General features: G+C 46.8%; 21 protein-coding genes. 7 read left to right on the top strand and 14 right to left on the bottom strand.

The window, feature by feature from the left end; all coding sequences use genetic code 11:
* Positions 1-22: 22 nt before the first annotated feature.
* The 7 genes from ASF99_RS07705 to ASF99_RS07735 all read right to left on the bottom strand — a co-directional run bounded on the left by ASF99_RS07705 (position 23) and on the right by ASF99_RS07735 (position 7,402).
* Positions 23-2,467 (bottom strand): ABC transporter permease, encoded by a 2,445-nt coding sequence (locus ASF99_RS07705; RefSeq protein ID WP_055968313.1) that lies wholly within the window; start codon positions 2,465-2,467, stop codon positions 23-25.
* Positions 2,464-3,213 (bottom strand): ABC transporter ATP-binding protein, encoded by a 750-nt coding sequence (locus ASF99_RS07710; RefSeq protein ID WP_082487087.1) that lies wholly within the window; start codon positions 3,211-3,213, stop codon positions 2,464-2,466. The genes ASF99_RS07705 and ASF99_RS07710 overlap by 4 nt, the downstream gene beginning before the upstream one ends.
* Before the next feature lie 96 nt (positions 3,214-3,309).
* A complete protein-coding gene (locus ASF99_RS07715) occupies positions 3,310-3,732 on the bottom strand; it encodes a cytidine deaminase (protein ID WP_055968316.1) in 423 nt (140 codons plus the stop codon).
* 10 nt (positions 3,733-3,742) lie between these two features.
* Entirely contained in the window at positions 3,743-4,513 is a 771-nt protein-coding gene (locus ASF99_RS07720; RefSeq protein ID WP_055968318.1) for an ABC transporter permease, read from the bottom strand.
* Positions 4,510-5,211 (bottom strand): ABC transporter ATP-binding protein, encoded by a 702-nt coding sequence (locus ASF99_RS07725; protein WP_055968320.1) that lies wholly within the window; start codon positions 5,209-5,211, stop codon positions 4,510-4,512. Before ASF99_RS07725 ends, ASF99_RS07720 begins: the two co-directional genes overlap by 4 nt.
* 96 nt (positions 5,212-5,307) lie before the next feature.
* Entirely contained in the window at positions 5,308-5,748 is a 441-nt protein-coding gene (locus ASF99_RS07730; RefSeq protein ID WP_082487090.1) for an NUDIX domain-containing protein, read from the bottom strand.
* Between the two features lie 55 nt (positions 5,749-5,803).
* Positions 5,804-7,402, bottom strand: a complete 1,599-nt coding sequence (locus ASF99_RS07735) for a M3 family metallopeptidase (RefSeq protein ID WP_055968322.1) — start codon at positions 7,400-7,402, stop codon at positions 5,804-5,806.
* 159 nt (positions 7,403-7,561) lie between these two features.
* Between ASF99_RS07735 and ASF99_RS07740 the strand changes: the two genes are divergently transcribed.
* Both ASF99_RS07740 and ASF99_RS07745 read left to right on the top strand, forming a co-directional pair.
* Complete coding sequence (locus ASF99_RS07740; RefSeq protein ID WP_023468455.1) at positions 7,562-7,768, top strand: helix-turn-helix transcriptional regulator; 207 nt, start codon at positions 7,562-7,564, stop codon at positions 7,766-7,768.
* Positions 7,765-8,463 (top strand): DUF3169 family protein, encoded by a 699-nt coding sequence (locus ASF99_RS07745; RefSeq protein ID WP_055968324.1) that lies wholly within the window; start codon positions 7,765-7,767, stop codon positions 8,461-8,463. The genes ASF99_RS07740 and ASF99_RS07745 overlap by 4 nt, the downstream gene beginning before the upstream one ends.
* A 44-nt stretch (positions 8,464-8,507) precedes the next feature.
* Here ASF99_RS07745 and ASF99_RS17245 read toward each other — a convergent pair whose 3' ends face one another.
* On the bottom strand, positions 8,508-8,657 hold the full coding sequence (locus tag ASF99_RS17245; RefSeq protein ID WP_023468457.1) for a hypothetical protein: 150 nt from the start codon (positions 8,655-8,657) through the stop codon (positions 8,508-8,510).
* Between the two features lie 100 nt (positions 8,658-8,757).
* Between ASF99_RS17245 and ASF99_RS07750 the strand changes: the two genes are divergently transcribed.
* Together ASF99_RS07750 and ASF99_RS07755 are read left to right on the top strand one after the other, a co-directional pair.
* Positions 8,758-8,940, top strand: coding sequence for a hypothetical protein (locus tag ASF99_RS07750; protein WP_023468458.1), 183 nt, complete (start codon positions 8,758-8,760; stop codon positions 8,938-8,940).
* 6 nt (positions 8,941-8,946) lie between these two features.
* Positions 8,947-9,810 carry an NAD-dependent epimerase/dehydratase family protein gene (locus ASF99_RS07755; RefSeq protein WP_055968326.1) on the top strand — a complete coding sequence of 288 codons (864 nt, stop codon included), beginning with the start codon at positions 8,947-8,949 and terminating at the stop codon, positions 9,808-9,810.
* 46 nt (positions 9,811-9,856) lie between these two features.
* Here the strand turns inward: ASF99_RS07755 and ASF99_RS07760 are convergent, their stop codons facing one another.
* Positions 9,857-10,843: a phosphotransferase gene (locus ASF99_RS07760; RefSeq protein ID WP_055968328.1), complete on the bottom strand. Its 987-nt coding sequence runs from the start codon at positions 10,841-10,843 to the stop codon at positions 9,857-9,859.
* A gap of 89 nt (positions 10,844-10,932) precedes the next feature.
* Here ASF99_RS07760 and ASF99_RS07765 point away from each other — a divergent pair, with 89 nt between their 5' ends.
* Complete coding sequence (locus ASF99_RS07765) at positions 10,933-11,334, top strand: VOC family protein (protein WP_055968330.1); 402 nt, start codon at positions 10,933-10,935, stop codon at positions 11,332-11,334.
* 6 nt (positions 11,335-11,340) lie between these two features.
* Positions 11,341-11,664: a YnfA family protein gene (locus ASF99_RS07770; protein ID WP_081637374.1), complete on the top strand. Its 324-nt coding sequence runs from the start codon at positions 11,341-11,343 to the stop codon at positions 11,662-11,664.
* Positions 11,665-11,743: 79 nt separating this feature from the next.
* Here the strand turns inward: ASF99_RS07770 and ASF99_RS07775 are convergent, their stop codons facing one another.
* The 5 genes from ASF99_RS07775 to ASF99_RS07795 are packed head-to-tail and all read right to left on the bottom strand — an operon-like array spanning position 11,744 to position 13,571.
* On the bottom strand, positions 11,744-12,097 hold the full coding sequence (locus ASF99_RS07775) for a hypothetical protein (protein ID WP_055968331.1): 354 nt from the start codon (positions 12,095-12,097) through the stop codon (positions 11,744-11,746).
* Positions 12,094-12,309, bottom strand: coding sequence for a helix-turn-helix transcriptional regulator (locus ASF99_RS07780; RefSeq protein WP_023468465.1), 216 nt, complete (start codon positions 12,307-12,309; stop codon positions 12,094-12,096). The genes ASF99_RS07775 and ASF99_RS07780 overlap by 4 nt, the downstream gene beginning before the upstream one ends.
* A 56-nt stretch (positions 12,310-12,365) precedes the next feature.
* On the bottom strand, positions 12,366-12,821 hold the full coding sequence (locus ASF99_RS07785; RefSeq protein ID WP_055968333.1) for a GNAT family N-acetyltransferase: 456 nt from the start codon (positions 12,819-12,821) through the stop codon (positions 12,366-12,368).
* Positions 12,815-13,186: a DUF3147 family protein gene (locus ASF99_RS07790; RefSeq protein WP_055968335.1), complete on the bottom strand. Its 372-nt coding sequence runs from the start codon at positions 13,184-13,186 to the stop codon at positions 12,815-12,817. The genes ASF99_RS07785 and ASF99_RS07790 overlap by 7 nt, the downstream gene beginning before the upstream one ends.
* The gene (locus ASF99_RS07795) at positions 13,167-13,571 is read right to left on the bottom strand and encodes a MarR family winged helix-turn-helix transcriptional regulator (RefSeq protein ID WP_055968336.1); all 405 of its coding nucleotides are present in this window, start codon (positions 13,569-13,571) and stop codon (positions 13,167-13,169) included. Before ASF99_RS07795 ends, ASF99_RS07790 begins: the two co-directional genes overlap by 20 nt.
* 74 nt (positions 13,572-13,645) lie before the next feature.
* Here ASF99_RS07795 and ASF99_RS07800 point away from each other — a divergent pair, with 74 nt between their 5' ends.
* Entirely contained in the window at positions 13,646-13,960 is a 315-nt protein-coding gene (locus tag ASF99_RS07800; protein ID WP_055968338.1) for a hypothetical protein, read from the top strand.
* The last annotated feature ends 25 nt before the right edge of the window (positions 13,961-13,985 follow it).

The following is a 13,985-nucleotide window of genomic DNA, read 5'->3' on the forward strand; positions in this document are numbered from 1 at the left end:
CCCCCGGTTCACTTGTCCTTACTTACTGTTTCAATTCGTGAACGAGGTTTTCCTGCTTTCGTCGGGTGACGAACCAGGCGATGCCTATGACCAGCACTACCAACCCAGCAATGGTTCCGGCAATCGTTGGTACGTTGAAGTAGAATGATCCCGCGTCATCAATCCGTGTCACGAAGAAGGTCGCACCAAGTCCACTGATCAGTCCAAAGATGATGCCGCTCCCAATGAACAAGAGCATTTGAATGAGTGTCAGCTGACGGAGCTTGTTCCGTGTCAACGCAATCGTTCGTAGCAAGGCATATTCGCCTCGTTTGCCACTCACGAAACTGAGTAAGGCGTTCGCAAGTCCGAACCAGACGGATCCACTCATGACGACGAGCGCAATCAAGAAGACGAACCAGCGTTCCGTCGTTTGTTGCTCCGCATCGCGAAGCGCGTCAGATAGTCGATTTACTTGCAACGTCGGATAACTTTGCGTGATCTCTGATAGTGTTTTGGTCACTTGCGCCTTCTTCAACTCGGACGGAACGTCGATAAAGACATTCAAGATTTGATCGCTTGGTTGCCGTAGCTGCTCGTTCCGCCAATCGACGAGGACGTCTGGTGCTATCTTCTTTTCGATTCCAACGATTCGGAATTGACCGACCGAAACGCTTCGTTCTTGTTCCCCGTCCCATCGCCCGAGCGGCAACGTATCACCTTTTTCGAGACTATGTTTTTTAGCGAAGGTCCGTGAGACGATGATTCCTTCTGTGTCACTCGTCTGCTCTCCCTCTAAGACGTCAAGACGACGATAGTCCGTTACTTCGTATTCGATCGAGACATCTTCTTGAGACGATTGATATTCGAGTGAATTTCGAGACGAAAGGAAGGTCGCTTTTGCGCCAGGTAGGTCCGTTTCAATTTGTCGAATCAATTGTAGCGGGTCTCCTTGCGATCCTTCATCTAAACGACTCTTTAAGACGACCTCCGTCGGATATTGGCTGATGATGTACTTCCGTTCGTTTTGTTGCACCGTCTCAAGGAACGTCGAGCCGATGACGACGATGATCATCAAGACTTGAACAATCAGCATCAACCAGGCATTTTTCCGAAGTTGCGGTAACACGCCCCGGAGGGCGACGAAACTTGTCGGTCCCGCTAACCGACGAACGATCGGTTCCGCTCGATGCAGCACTCCCTTCAAGAGGAGTGGCGTCGCAAGATACATCGTCAGTAAAAAGGCGACGGTTGCACCGAGCCAGGCGATTGCCCGTGCCCCCTCCGTACTGGCAATCACTTCAGCGAACAACACCAAACTGACGGTCAATCCACTACTGAACAGGACGAGACGTTTTCGCCGGGTCGGTCGTGACGCCGTTTTCAGATTTTCTCGCAAGACGTGGAGTGGTAACACATCCCGTTTTCGATAAGCCGTACTCGCGAGCAACAGCAAAATCAACAAGGCACTACCGAACGTTACGAGCACCAAGAACGCTCCCTGTTCGATCATGAGGGAGACGATCATTTTACCCTCTGTCGGCCATACGAGTTGACCGAGTAACGGGAAGCAAATACTGCCTAGAATCGTAAGCACCGTGCCCGCTAAGACAATCAATCCAGATTGAACGAAGAACAGCTGAAACAGTTGCCGTGTCGTCGCCCCAAGCGTCCGCATGATGGCAAATTGGACAGCATGTTTACGTAAATACAAGTCGAAATTCGCCATCAAGATGAAGGCGGACACGACAAGGATCAGTACTGACAAGATTCCGATGTAACCGTTCAGCGCCGGTGAGAGCGTTTGCCCTTCCGAAAGTTCAATCCGGAGCTTCGGATTCGCTTTGACGAGTGTATCAGCATAGTGGACGAGATCCGCCTCTTTTTTTAGATTGAGCAAGACGGCTTTCGTTTCGATCGGATGATACTTCTTCAGATCAGCATACGAAAGAAAGACTTGATCTTGCATAGCTTCAGATGTTGTCGCACTTGGTAAAATCTCACGGATTCGATACGTCGCTTCTCCGACGCGAAGCGTTTGCCCGACACTACGATCAAGCGACTTCGCGAGTCTAGCTGACACGATCGCTTCTCCCTGTTTCAAATCGTTCGTGAAATGATACCGACTTTTCGTCAGGGCATCCGAATGAACTCCTATCGTCTCCACGTCGACCATCGTTTGACCAGCTACGCGCGCTGTCGTCTGTATGATCGACTCTGCGCCCAAGACATCGTGATCCTTTTTAAGTTGCTCAAACACGGACTGATCCGTCCGCTCGTCTTCAGGTGTATATTTGACCGTCAGATCGACTTGACCATATCTTTGTACACGATCTGTCTCGATAGCGGCTTGATTATGTAATAAAAAAATGACCATCGTCAAGACAAGACCAATCGAAATCATGACGCTTCCGATTGAGGTCACTAAAATCATCGGACTTTTACGGTACAGTCGGTGGGAAAGACGGAAGAGATGTTGTCGTTTCATACAGCCCCCACGAACTGCTCGTATGTCTCTAAGATCGGCGCCACGTCTCCGGTCGACAGCTGATCGGCAACAATCTGTCCGTCATGGAAATACAACACACGTTTCGCATGAGCAGCTACGGTCGCATCATGGGTCACGAGCAGGATGCTCGTTTGTTGTTCGCGATTGAGTTCTTGAAGCAACTGCATGATTTCAGCAGATGTCTTGAAATCGAGGTTCCCCGTCGGCTCATCCGCTAAGATGATCGGTGGTCGACTGATCAAGGCACGTGCGATTGCGACACGTTGTTGTTGTCCTCCCGACAGCTCTTGCGGTCGATGATTGTTCCACTTCGTCAGTCCGACTCGTTTGAGCCAAGTGTCTACTTCTTGATTGATCGTTTTATCATCCATCCCCTTCAGCATCAACGGTAAAGCGATGTTCTCCTGAACCGTCAAGTCATCGAGCAGGTGAAACGATTGAAAGATGAACCCGATGTGTTGCTGACGGTATAACGTCGCAGCAGGCTCAGTGAAGATGTCGCGTTGCCGTTTTTCCTTTAAGGTCAACGTTCCGCCGGTTGGTGCGTCAAGCGCTCCCAGGATATTCAACAGTGTACTTTTCCCGGAGCCACTCGTTCCCATGATGGCGATGAATCCTCCTTCCTCTAACGTAAAGCTGACTTGTTTCAATGCATGGATCGTCTCCGTTCCACGTATGTAGGTTTTTGATAACCGTTCGACTTCTAATAAAGCTGACACGCATATCCCTCCTTAGTTATTCCGTCTTTATCATAACCATAATAAGGATTATTTAGAAGTAAATGCAAAAAACTCCTCATCTAAACGACGAGGAGTTACTGGTTATTGTCGGACATATTTTAATGGTATCAAATCTTCAATCCGGACTTTCGTCAACTGATCGTCGATCGTCAAGATGACAAATGCGTCCGGTGCATAGTCGGAAATCAATTCGCGACACATGCCGCACGGACTGACGACACGAATCGTTCGGTCCGCCTCATCCGAATAGGGATGTCGGACGGCGACGATCGTCTCAAAATCCGTCAATCCATCCGTGATGGCGGAACCGATCGTGATGGCTTCCGCGCACACCGTCACCCGTCCGATATAGGCTTCGACATGAACACCCGTTTTCGTCGCGCCATCTTTTGTCCGCAACGCAGCTGCGACGTGATGTTTATCGTCAGCGTAACGGCTTTGAATCGTTTCAGTTGCTAGTTCGACCAGTTGCAGGTCAGCTTCTGTAATCGGATAAGTCTGCATAATGTGCTCCTCACATGTCTTTTTTCTTATAGGTCAAACCGATGAATTGTGCTTTTTCATTGAACAGTCGACGGTAGGATAGAAAACCAACGAGGACCGATGCCATCGCTGCCGTCGTCAAGATCAGGAATAGAATCAATAGTTGATAGAGGACCGCTTCCATTGGATCGGCGCCACCGATGATCAACCCACTCATCATCCCTGGCAGTTGGACGAGCCCCATCGTTTTTTGCGCTTCGATCGTTGGAATCATACTTGTCCGGATCGCGCCTTTTAAGCTCGTATCAATCGCTGTCTTCGCATCTCCACCGAGTGAAAGAATCAGTTCGATGATCTCGTCGCTTCGTTCGACCTCGTCCTTGAACTTATTGAGAAACAATAAGGACAAAATCATACAGTTTCCGATGACCATCCCGCTGATTGGAATGACTTGCTGGGCTTCGAACGGAATGATTCGTAACCCGAGCAAAATGCCCATTGTCAATGCTTCGACCGCAATCAGTGTGAACAAGATTATCCACTGGATCCCGGGAATCCCGTCCCCTTTACGGATGACGTTCAGTGTCGCTGCACCGATCATCAACAGAATCATCAGTAACATGAAAATTGGACTGCCGCTTTCAAAGACGAACGTCAAAATATAACCGATGATCAAGAGTTGGACGATCGATCGAACGGTTGCGATGAGGATGTCCTTCTCTAGACCAAGCCGTAACGTCCGCGCTAAGACGAGGGGGATCAAAATGAAGATGAGCGAAGTCGCCAGTTGGAGATAACTCATACCGATTCCCCCTTCAAGAACGCTTGCGTCTCTGCTTGACCACTTGAAACGAGTTCCTTGAATGCACCAGACTCGATCAATCGTCCTTCCTTTAAAAACCAGACGTCGTCGCTGACCCGCTTGGCTTGCTCTAAGTCATGCGTAATCCAAATGATCGTCGTCTGTAACTTCTGCTGTAAATCAAGAATCAGCTTCTCAATCTCCTGTACCATCCGGTAATCGAGACTTGCCGTAATTTCGTCAAGCAACAGGACGTCCGGTCGATTGACAAGTGTCCGCGCGATTCCAAGTCGGCTTCGTTCACCACCCGACAAATCTTTGACCGGTCGCTCAAGTTCGACGGATAGGTCAACTTGTTGTAGCAAGCGTTCCGCCTCTTCGCGCGGTAACGATTCACCGAAGATCGATTTCGGTAAATTGATATTATCGTAGACGGTACCTGGAATCATCGGCGCACTTTGGAACGCCATTCCGATCCTTTTGCGGACATCGAGCAGATTCATCTGCTCAAGTGGTTCGTCTCGAAAACGAATTTCGCCGCGATCGGGAGAAATCAGTCCATTGATGTGTTTCAATGTCGTCGATTTCCCGGCACCACTCGGTCCGACGAGCGTCGTAATGACGCCTTCGCGGAACTCACCTGTTATTTCGTGTAAGATGTGTTGATAGCTGACTTCGTGAAACGTAAGAATCGACATACCGTGTGTTCACCTGACTTTCTACAAGTTTCGGGTAATGCTCCTGTAGTGTTGTACCCGAAAATCCGTCACGTTAGTACGTCAAGCGACACTTCCTTACGAGTGGATGATCTCTCCGGCAAAATCATACGGTACCGTTCGACCAGCAAAGAGCGATTCTTTTGATGCTTCCGGTAAATTGAGGTGTTTGAACGCTTCTTCACGATCCATCCAGACGAGTCCGGAAATTTCTTCTGGAACATTCGTCTTTAATTGACCGGAAGTGATTTCTCCCGCGAAGAAGAAAAAGAGACAATGTTCTCCCGCTTGGGGGAAGAATGCTTCTGCCACATGGACGATGTCACCGGGTATGATTGTAAATCCTGTCTCTTCTAGTACTTCACGCGTGATTGCCGTATGTAACGTTTCGTCGCGCTCGACTGTTCCACCAGGCAATGTATAGTAGTCACCGTGATCGCCACGATTCTCGACCATCAATAATTGACCGCCTGTTTCATTAAATAATGTCGCATAGACAATGTTTTTACGGATATTCATGTTCGTCCTCCTATCGTTATGTACATCTGCTATTTCTGATCAAAGCGTGTTGTTTTTAATATGCCTTTTCTAACTCATTTGTCCAAATTTCGATTTGACCTTCTAGGAACGCCATCAACTCATTCATTTCCGTATCACTTGGTAAGAAGGATACACCCGCTCTCGCATAGACATCTTGGATCAAATGGGTTTGACTAAGCGCTAGAGCTGCGATGAAATCTTTCAGCGTTTGGTCAGGGTCTTTCGTGAAACGGTGATAAACCTGGAGAGCGGCGATTTGAGCAATCGCGTACTCGATGTAATAAAAAGGTGTCTCAAAGAGATGGATGACACTCATCCATGCGTGACCTTTCCAATCGGGTGTTTCCGACCAATCAATGACGTCCGTATCGTATGATTCTCGGAGATCGGCATAATAGGCATGTCGTTCTGTCGGATCATGATCGGGGTAAGCATAGAGCCATGATTGAAAACGATCGACGATGATCGTCTCGGGTAAGAACTCGACAATGGAACGAATCTGTTCCAGTTTCGCCCGGGCAACGTCTTTTTTATCCGAAATCACCTGATGCCATTCGTTCATCGTCAACAACTCGAGCGACATGGCAGCGAACTCCCCTACTTCGAGCGGAATCGGTTGTAGTCCGTCGTACGTTTCTTTCATCGCATCATGATGGACGGCATGGCCGATCTCATGCATAAAGATGACGAGATCATCGAAGGTATGGATGCGATTCATGAATAAGAACGATTGTTGTTCGACCGGTAAATACTCACAAAACCCTCCGCCTGCTTTGTTCGACCGGGCATCGATATCGAGATGATTTATCTGTCGCATGTCTTTTAATACTTCAGCAAAATAGGGGTGAACGCTCTTGAGGATGGCTTGAGTCTGATCTAAGAATGAAGTATCGGAATCGGTCACGTGATGATCAATCTGTGTATAGGCCGATTGCCGGACGTCCCACGGATGGAGCGCATGTTTGCCGAGAAACGTTTGTTGTTCGCGCTGAAATTGCCGTTTGACCGGTAGAAATTCGGATTGAATGATGGCGGCGTAGTGATTGACATCTTGACTCGTATAATCGACGCGTCCGAGTTCTGCAAAAGCTAGTTCCTCGTATCCGATCTTACCACTTGCAGTGGCACGCGCTTGTCGTAACTCAACGAGTCGTGAAAACAACGGTTGAATGACGGATTCTTTCATGCGGAATGCTTCCTCAATCGATAAGAGCGCTTGTTTTCGAGTGGATTCATCCGCGTCAAATAAAGCAGCATGCAGATCGGAAACCGCCTCTCCCGATTTTGTCAGCATCGTCGCCTCAATTCGGAGATAGTCTTGAATAAGACAAGCTTCCTCTTCTGTCACACTTGTTGCTCTGAGTGATTGTTCAAAACGTGCTCTCGTTCGAAGTGTGATGTCATCACGCGAGACGAGATCCATTTTTACGGAACGTCTCAACGTATCGAGCTTATCCGATAGCTGCTGACGCCCTTGTTCGTATTCAGAAGTGGTACCGGGGTCTGTGACGTCCTGGAGATACGCAATTTTTTGTTTGAGCAATGTCTCTTCCATTTTTAGAATCGAAGCAATCTGGTGCGTAACATTCTCATCATGATAAATAACGTTATTTACACGTGACTGAGATTTCATCGACGGATTTCACATCTCCTTTCAACTTATTCCAGTATACAGTTTATGCCAACGATATGATCATTTTACGAATAAATGACTATTATATTGTCTTTTTTGACTATTATCGTTGTCAAAAAGACCGTGATAAGTTACATTATATAGGAGGTGAATCCCTATATGAAATCCAGATTAAAAGAATTACGTGCCCGTCACGGATGGAATCAGTCTGAACTGGCACGGCGTGCGAACATTTCGCGCCAGACGATCAGCTTAATCGAACGCGAAGAATTCATGCCGTCGCTATTGATCGCTGTCAAAATTTCTCGTGTGTTTGATACGCCGTTAGAAGACATCTTTTATTTCGATGAGGAGGAATTAACATGAACAAAGAAGCAGTCAAAGTCATCATCGCAGCATTACTCGGTGGCATCAGCAGTTATTTCGTCATGTTTGTTCTAAAAAATACACATTTGTCACAGTTTGAACGATCGCTCTATCTTGATTACATATTCACTAGTCTTTTCGTTATCTTGACGATCTTGACTCTCAGTTACATCGTACGCTATTTGCAAATTCGTCAATTGACTAAACGCTCTGTTTCTTCCGACGAAGAGGACGCGATTGACGATCAAGTGAATCGCTACTATGCGGACGGCATGATGATCGTGCAGTTCTCCAATCTCCTCAGTATCGGGCTCGCTTCTTTTAGCATCATTGAAAACCAGTTCGGTCTTCATTTGATACTGAGTGGATTCTTTTTCGTCATCAGTTGTATTGCCTCGATTTATTTTCTCAATCTTATGCACCAGATCTATCCCAACCGCTATTTCCCAAAGTATTCAGAAAAGAACTATGCTGAAAAGCTATTCGCTGCCTCAGATGACGGCGAACGTCACGTCATGTTCGAAGGTCTGATCCGGTCACAGTTCCTGTTACAATTTTTATTGATGGGTATCATTGTCGTATTAGTCGTGTATTCGTATGAGACCGGTCAATCTCAGATCTTTGCAATCAGCTTATTGATTATCGCCTTGATCTGGAGCAACGCAAAATATTTTCTCCATGTACGCAATCGCTAAAAAGGAGCATCCAGTCAATCGACTGGATGCTCCTTTACATGCCTTCAAAAATCACGATGATTTTGTTGTTGATGGACATCATGCTGGTTCAGTGTATATTCCTGATCGTCGAGCGAGCGATGTTTCGATTGACTCCGCGCTGAAATGAACCAGACGACTCCACCAACGGCGAGAAAGATCGCAATGAAGATCATGGACACCCTCCTTTAGATTCCTTTTTTACTTTATTCTTCCAACACCCTGGTTTTTCCTTTACGATAAGGTAGAAGATAAAAATAATAAGGGGGCGTTAGGATGTTCGGCAAAGAACCGACATGCATGCATTGCGGCAAAACGATTGAAGGAAACGAAAAAGTCTACATCCAGATGCGTTATCCGAAACATCGCGGGATGACGGAAGTCAAAGCATACCTAAAAAGCGAAGGACGTTTCATTTGTGAGCAATGTTTCGCAGAAAAGACAGAGTCAAAGGGGTAAGCACTTATGAACCTGAAAGAGAGTACGATTTTAGTTACAGGAATGACCGGAACGCTTGGCTCTCGTGTTGCGCGACGTTTTCTAGAAGAAGCGCGTGAAGTGCGCGGTTTGTATCGCTCTCAGGAACAAGCGGATCAATACGCTTTCAAAGATGTCCACGCAGTCATCGGTGAGCTCGGTGATCCGGATTCGCTTCTTACAGCACTTCAAGGCGTCGATCTGTTGATTCACTGTGCTGCCTATCTCGGAGATGATCCCGATTTAGCACAGGAAGCAAATGTTACAGGTGTACAACATCTCGCGGATGCTGCGACAAAAGCTCGTGTCAAGTGCATCGTTCACATCTCGACGACTTCCGTGTACGGCGAAGTCGTGAGTGGACATTTTACGGAAACGTCACCGCTCCTACCGTCCGAGCACGTTTACATCCATACAAAGCAGGAATCCGAACGCCTGTTACAGGAAAACACACCCGATTCCGATTTAATCATCTTACGCCCAGGATCAATTTGTGCCGAGGAGCAGTCCTATTGGGGGGATCGTCAAGTCGAGCGGATGAAGGAGGCGGATGTGATTACCTGGGTGCATCCGGACGATGTCGTCCCGTGGGTCCATACGGATAATCTAGTCGAGATGATCGTCATCGCCGCAAAAAATGCGCATAATGGGGATATCTTCAATGCGATCGATGCGAATCTACCTGAGACGGATTTCCGGATGAAGTTGATCACAGCAAGTGACAAGCCGTACCAAACACCGAATCGTTCGGCGGAACGCGCTACTTTCTCAAACGAACGAATCAAACGACTCGGATATGCTCCGATTCGTACTCCTGAATCAACTATTGAACAGTTGGTCAAATCGTTTTAATAACGAAGAAGCATCGAATCGAGTGATTTGATGCCTCTTTTTATGCTTATCTTACCGACATCCACTTGATCCAGAGATTCCGGTCGTGCGCTCGTAATTCTTTTATTGTTAAAACGACTTGTTCTGTTCCAAGTACTCGTTCCGCCTCAGGGATTCCACTTTTCCCAAGTGAGCGATTGAGATTAAAATTCAGCCAGTCGAGCTTTCCTTGAACACTGCTATCGATGACGTGCGTCCAGTCGACATCAGGCAAACTTTGGTTTATCGCGTAACCATCAAGAAATGCGTTAAATCGAACGCGGTCAAACGTATCGTTTTCCTGCTTCGACCAATAACAGGCTGTCTCGAACACGTCGACCGCTCGATGAATCAGACCCGCAGACTCCCAATCAATCAAGACTGGACCCGTTGGTGTCCAGAGGACGTTCTTTGGATCGAGATCTCGATGACTGACGATCCAGTCTACTGGCAGTTGTTTCTGTGCTTCCTGTGCTAGTCTTTCTATTCGTTGCAGCTGTTCCTGCTCTTCCATGAATAGTTGCAGCCACTTTGCTTGCTGCCGTTTTCCTTCTTCTACATGACCGTTCCAATTGATTGAAGTAGTAGAGGTATCCGGCTTTGAAAAGCCAGTTGTCACTATCGTAAGTCCATGCAACCGTCCTAATTGAACTCCGATTTGTCGTGCATGTGCCGATCGAAGCTGGTCGGCTGATAGCGTCTTGCCATCAATCCAATCAAACAAAAGGTAATCCGAGCCGTCAATCGTCTGTACCGCTTGGTCTTTGATGCGACGTGCTGGTAATGCTGCTAAGTGAAGTGACGCTTGCATGGCGACATCTTCTGACATCTTAAAATTATTTCGTGCTTCAGGACGTCGCATGATGTCCGGATTCAATCGCTTTAAGACGTAAGATCCAGTCGTCGTCTGTAGTCGCCACGTCTCGTGCAGGAATCCCCCTGTCAATTTGACAGGTTCGCCGATCATTTGCCCTAACAAAAAACGTTCACAAATTAAATTCATCGTTTGTTGCATCAGATTCTCCATTTCAATCGTTCCAACTGATCCGTGAAATGCTACACTAGTTCTGCATGATTTCATTGAACACGAAGGAAGGTTTTAGTATGAAACAAATTCATCACATCTGCATTCAGACGACAGACTATGCTGCGTCTAAACAATTTTATGAACAACTTGGATTCTCACTCATTCAAGAGTCACCTGGTTTTCACGACCGCGCCTTTAACAGCTGGTTACGTCTCGGTGACTTTTATATCGAATTGCAAACACCCAAATCGGGTCAGCCTTTCACCGATTATACGAAACAAGCAGCGGGTCCCGTCCATTTCGCACTTTACGTTGACGACTTGCAAGAAGAAGTAGCACGCTTGGAACGACTTGGGATGCCTTTCCTACCGAAACACGGCGGAAACATCTATTTCGTCGTCGATGGTCATCTCAGCAAATTAAAAGCACCCGAAGGAACAATCATCGAATTACGGGATACGTTTGCGATCGAGGGCTGAACCGTGATGATGTCCGCTTTAATATTTATTGCAGCCGGTATAAGTGAGATAGGTGGAGGTTATTTGATTTGGCTGTGGCTAAGAGAGGGACGCCCATCGTACTTTGGTCTGATTGGTGGATTAACTCTCGTTTTGTACGGTATCATCGCAACATTTCAGCAGTTTCCGACATTCGGTCGTGTCTATGCAGCGTATGGTGGTGTATTCATCGTCATGTCCGTATTTTGGGGTTGGATCGTAGATCGTAAGTCACCAGATTCGTATGACATGATTGGTGCTTTGATCTGTTTAATCGGTGTCAGTGTCATGCTGTTTGCTCCGCGGCACTAATTTTTAAGGACCAAGAGAGGAATGTAGCTTTTTCCTCTCTTTGTTTTATCCAATCATCGAGGAATCTTTAGCCCCTAATTCACATCTTTCGATTCACATACAGCAACGTAATCGGGAAGAGTAAGATTTGTCCTCCTAATGCCAGCAACAGAGCAAATTGAATGTCTTTTATGATCGACAGATTGACGAGAATCAAGATCAAGAAAAGATATCCGATGCTTACGAGATAAGCGATATGTCCACTACGAATTTTAACAATTCCTTGGCGCTCATCATACGGTTCCGTTGGCGAGAATACCGTTCCTGTGATACGTGACGTGACGCCAGCTAAAACGAGGATGATCCCGAGAGTTTTAGCCGCCGGATCTGTCATTGTTAAGTACAGACCTACTCCAATTAAAATGATGTCTAGTAACATATTGACTCGCTTCATTCTATTCCCTCCTCGTTCGTTCGATTCGGTGTAAAGATGTCTTCGATTCGCCGTTCAAACAGATCAGCTAGTGAAAACGCGAGGTCGAGTGACGGATTATACCGTTCTTTTTCGATGGAAATGACCGTCTGACGCGACACGTTCAATCGTTTTGCCAGTTCGCCTTGCGACCAACCTCGTTCTTCGCGCATCTCCTTGACCTTATTTTTCATGATTTCACCTCGTAGTCCCACTATATGTAAATAACACACCACCTGTCAAGTTTCCTTTACACCCTCTTCATACGCTCCCACATGATATATTGATTGTCGCTCCCGACCTGAATCAATCCCGCTTTTTCGAGTACTCGGATTGATGCTTGATTCGTCGACTCCGTCTTCGCAAGTACCCCTGTCACTTCCGTTTGTTCAAACGCCCATTCAATCAATGCTAGAACTGCTTCCGTCGCAAACCCTTGATTGAGATACGCTGGTAACAGACCATAACCGATTTCGACCGCTTGTCGTATGTCCAGCTTCCCCTTGAATCCGATATCCCCGATTACTTGACCATCCTTTGTCATGACGAGCCAGCTGCCCCAGTATAGTAGCGAGGGATCTGACGCTATTGACATCAAATGCTGCTGAACTTCCGGTCCGTTATCGTAGTGCTGTTGTTGTAAACGTGTCACGTCATTCGCTGAACATGGATGAATCGTCAAGCGCTCCGTTTGAAGGATTACCATCGCTTTCGCTCCTTTTTGATTACGTTTGCCACCAATGTTGTAGTTGACGTTGAACATACCAACAAACGATAAAAAAAACTTGTTGCACCAAGTATACTGTAAAAAACAGGAATCCCTAAGCGAATTAACCCATATAAGACGGCAAGCAATAAGAACGTCGCTGGTAATCCGAGTAACACACTCTTTAAGAATGTACTCAGTTCTGCCCGTTCACTTCCCTGTTTAACGAGCCAGGCAAAGCTGATCAGACTGACGACGGGCAATGCAGACAACACACCACCCAGTGACGGTGAACGCCGGGCGACTTCCGTGACGAGACCGATGACCAGTGCGCTCGACAGCACCTTAACGAGAAAAGCAGTCATCTGCCGCCTCCCGCAACAATCGAAACGCCTGTTCAATCGTCTGTTGTTCTGTTTTTGACATCGTAGCAAGGACTTGATTTAACCGTTCAGGATCGAGCTCGGTATGACGACGAACGATTGTATCTCCTAAGACTGTCAAACCAATCGTCACTTGGCGCTGGTCTTCTGGATTTCGCTTTTTTTCGATATAGCCTAATCTCTCCAACTTTTTGACGTGCTCAGACGTCGTATTATGTGAGAGGCGAAATGCCTCGGCAATCTGCTTGATCGTCGGATTCATCGCAAATTGAATGTATTGCAAAATACGCACACTTTGGTGAGACAGGTTTTCTTCGAACCGTGGATGTAATTGATAATAAATTTTTGCAAAATCAGCTGAAATCATAATGCTCCCCCTTACATCGTATAATCCGAATATATCGTAAATTACGACATATAACCAGAGAAAGAGGTATTTTCATGAAAAAAGTGTTAGCTACTATTGTATTGGTCATTCTTTTTCTCAGTGGATGCTTAGCGGAGACGACGATGACAACGACGGACCTCATCGCGGCGGAAGCCATTAAGCAAGCTCAAGACGTCATCCGCTTGAACGATCGCGTGTATCGACTAGATCAGGTAGTAACCGTCTCGAGTCTTTCTTTGACTCCTGGTCCACGTGTTCAAAAAATAGCATCCGAAAAGACGCTCAAGGACGGCATGGCCACTCGTCGTAAGAGCGGTACGGTCATCTATCAAGAAAAAGATGATACGATGTTTTTATATGTAGAGTGAAACAAGAAGTGGTATCGCTATCAAT

The organism is Exiguobacterium sp. Leaf187, from assembly GCF_001423925.1.
Lineage (GTDB): Bacteria > Bacillota > Bacilli > Exiguobacteriales > Exiguobacteriaceae > Exiguobacterium_A > Exiguobacterium_A indicum.

Bases quoted from the DNA above. Each gene is read 5' to 3' on its own strand.
- ASF99_RS07780 (WP_023468465.1), bottom strand. From the start codon at position 12,309: ATGAAAAATAAGGTCAAGGAGATGCGCGAAGAACGAGGTTGGTCGCAA.
- ASF99_RS07790 (WP_055968335.1), bottom strand. From the start codon at position 13,186: ATGACTGCTTTTCTCGTTAAGGTGCTGTCGAGCGCACTGGTCATCGGT.
- ASF99_RS07785 (WP_055968333.1), bottom strand. From the start codon at position 12,821: ATGGTAATCCTTCAAACGGAGCGCTTGACGATTCATCCATGTTCAGCG.
- ASF99_RS07705 (WP_055968313.1), bottom strand. From the start codon at position 2,467: ATGAAACGACAACATCTCTTCCGTCTTTCCCACCGACTGTACCGTAAA.
- ASF99_RS07795 (WP_055968336.1), bottom strand. From the start codon at position 13,571: ATGATTTCAGCTGATTTTGCAAAAATTTATTATCAATTACATCCACGG.
- ASF99_RS07800 (WP_055968338.1), top strand. From the start codon at position 13,646: ATGAAAAAAGTGTTAGCTACTATTGTATTGGTCATTCTTTTTCTCAGT.
- ASF99_RS07745 (WP_055968324.1), top strand. From the start codon at position 7,765: ATGAACAAAGAAGCAGTCAAAGTCATCATCGCAGCATTACTCGGTGGC.
- ASF99_RS07765 (WP_055968330.1), top strand. From the start codon at position 10,933: ATGAAACAAATTCATCACATCTGCATTCAGACGACAGACTATGCTGCG.
- ASF99_RS07755 (WP_055968326.1), top strand. From the start codon at position 8,947: ATGAACCTGAAAGAGAGTACGATTTTAGTTACAGGAATGACCGGAACG.
- ASF99_RS07715 (WP_055968316.1), bottom strand. From the start codon at position 3,732: ATGCAGACTTATCCGATTACAGAAGCTGACCTGCAACTGGTCGAACTA.
- ASF99_RS07735 (WP_055968322.1), bottom strand. From the start codon at position 7,402: ATGAAATCTCAGTCACGTGTAAATAACGTTATTTATCATGATGAGAAT.
- ASF99_RS07720 (WP_055968318.1), bottom strand. From the start codon at position 4,513: ATGAGTTATCTCCAACTGGCGACTTCGCTCATCTTCATTTTGATCCCC.
- ASF99_RS17245 (WP_023468457.1), bottom strand. From the start codon at position 8,657: ATGATCTTCATTGCGATCTTTCTCGCCGTTGGTGGAGTCGTCTGGTTC.
- ASF99_RS07730 (WP_082487090.1), bottom strand. From the start codon at position 5,748: ATGAATATCCGTAAAAACATTGTCTATGCGACATTATTTAATGAAACA.
- ASF99_RS07725 (WP_055968320.1), bottom strand. From the start codon at position 5,211: ATGTCGATTCTTACGTTTCACGAAGTCAGCTATCAACACATCTTACAC.
- ASF99_RS07740 (WP_023468455.1), top strand. From the start codon at position 7,562: ATGAAATCCAGATTAAAAGAATTACGTGCCCGTCACGGATGGAATCAG.
- ASF99_RS07750 (WP_023468458.1), top strand. From the start codon at position 8,758: ATGTTCGGCAAAGAACCGACATGCATGCATTGCGGCAAAACGATTGAA.
- ASF99_RS07770 (WP_081637374.1), top strand. From the start codon at position 11,341: ATGATGTCCGCTTTAATATTTATTGCAGCCGGTATAAGTGAGATAGGT.
- ASF99_RS07760 (WP_055968328.1), bottom strand. From the start codon at position 10,843: ATGCAACAAACGATGAATTTAATTTGTGAACGTTTTTTGTTAGGGCAA.
- ASF99_RS07775 (WP_055968331.1), bottom strand. From the start codon at position 12,097: ATGAAGCGAGTCAATATGTTACTAGACATCATTTTAATTGGAGTAGGT.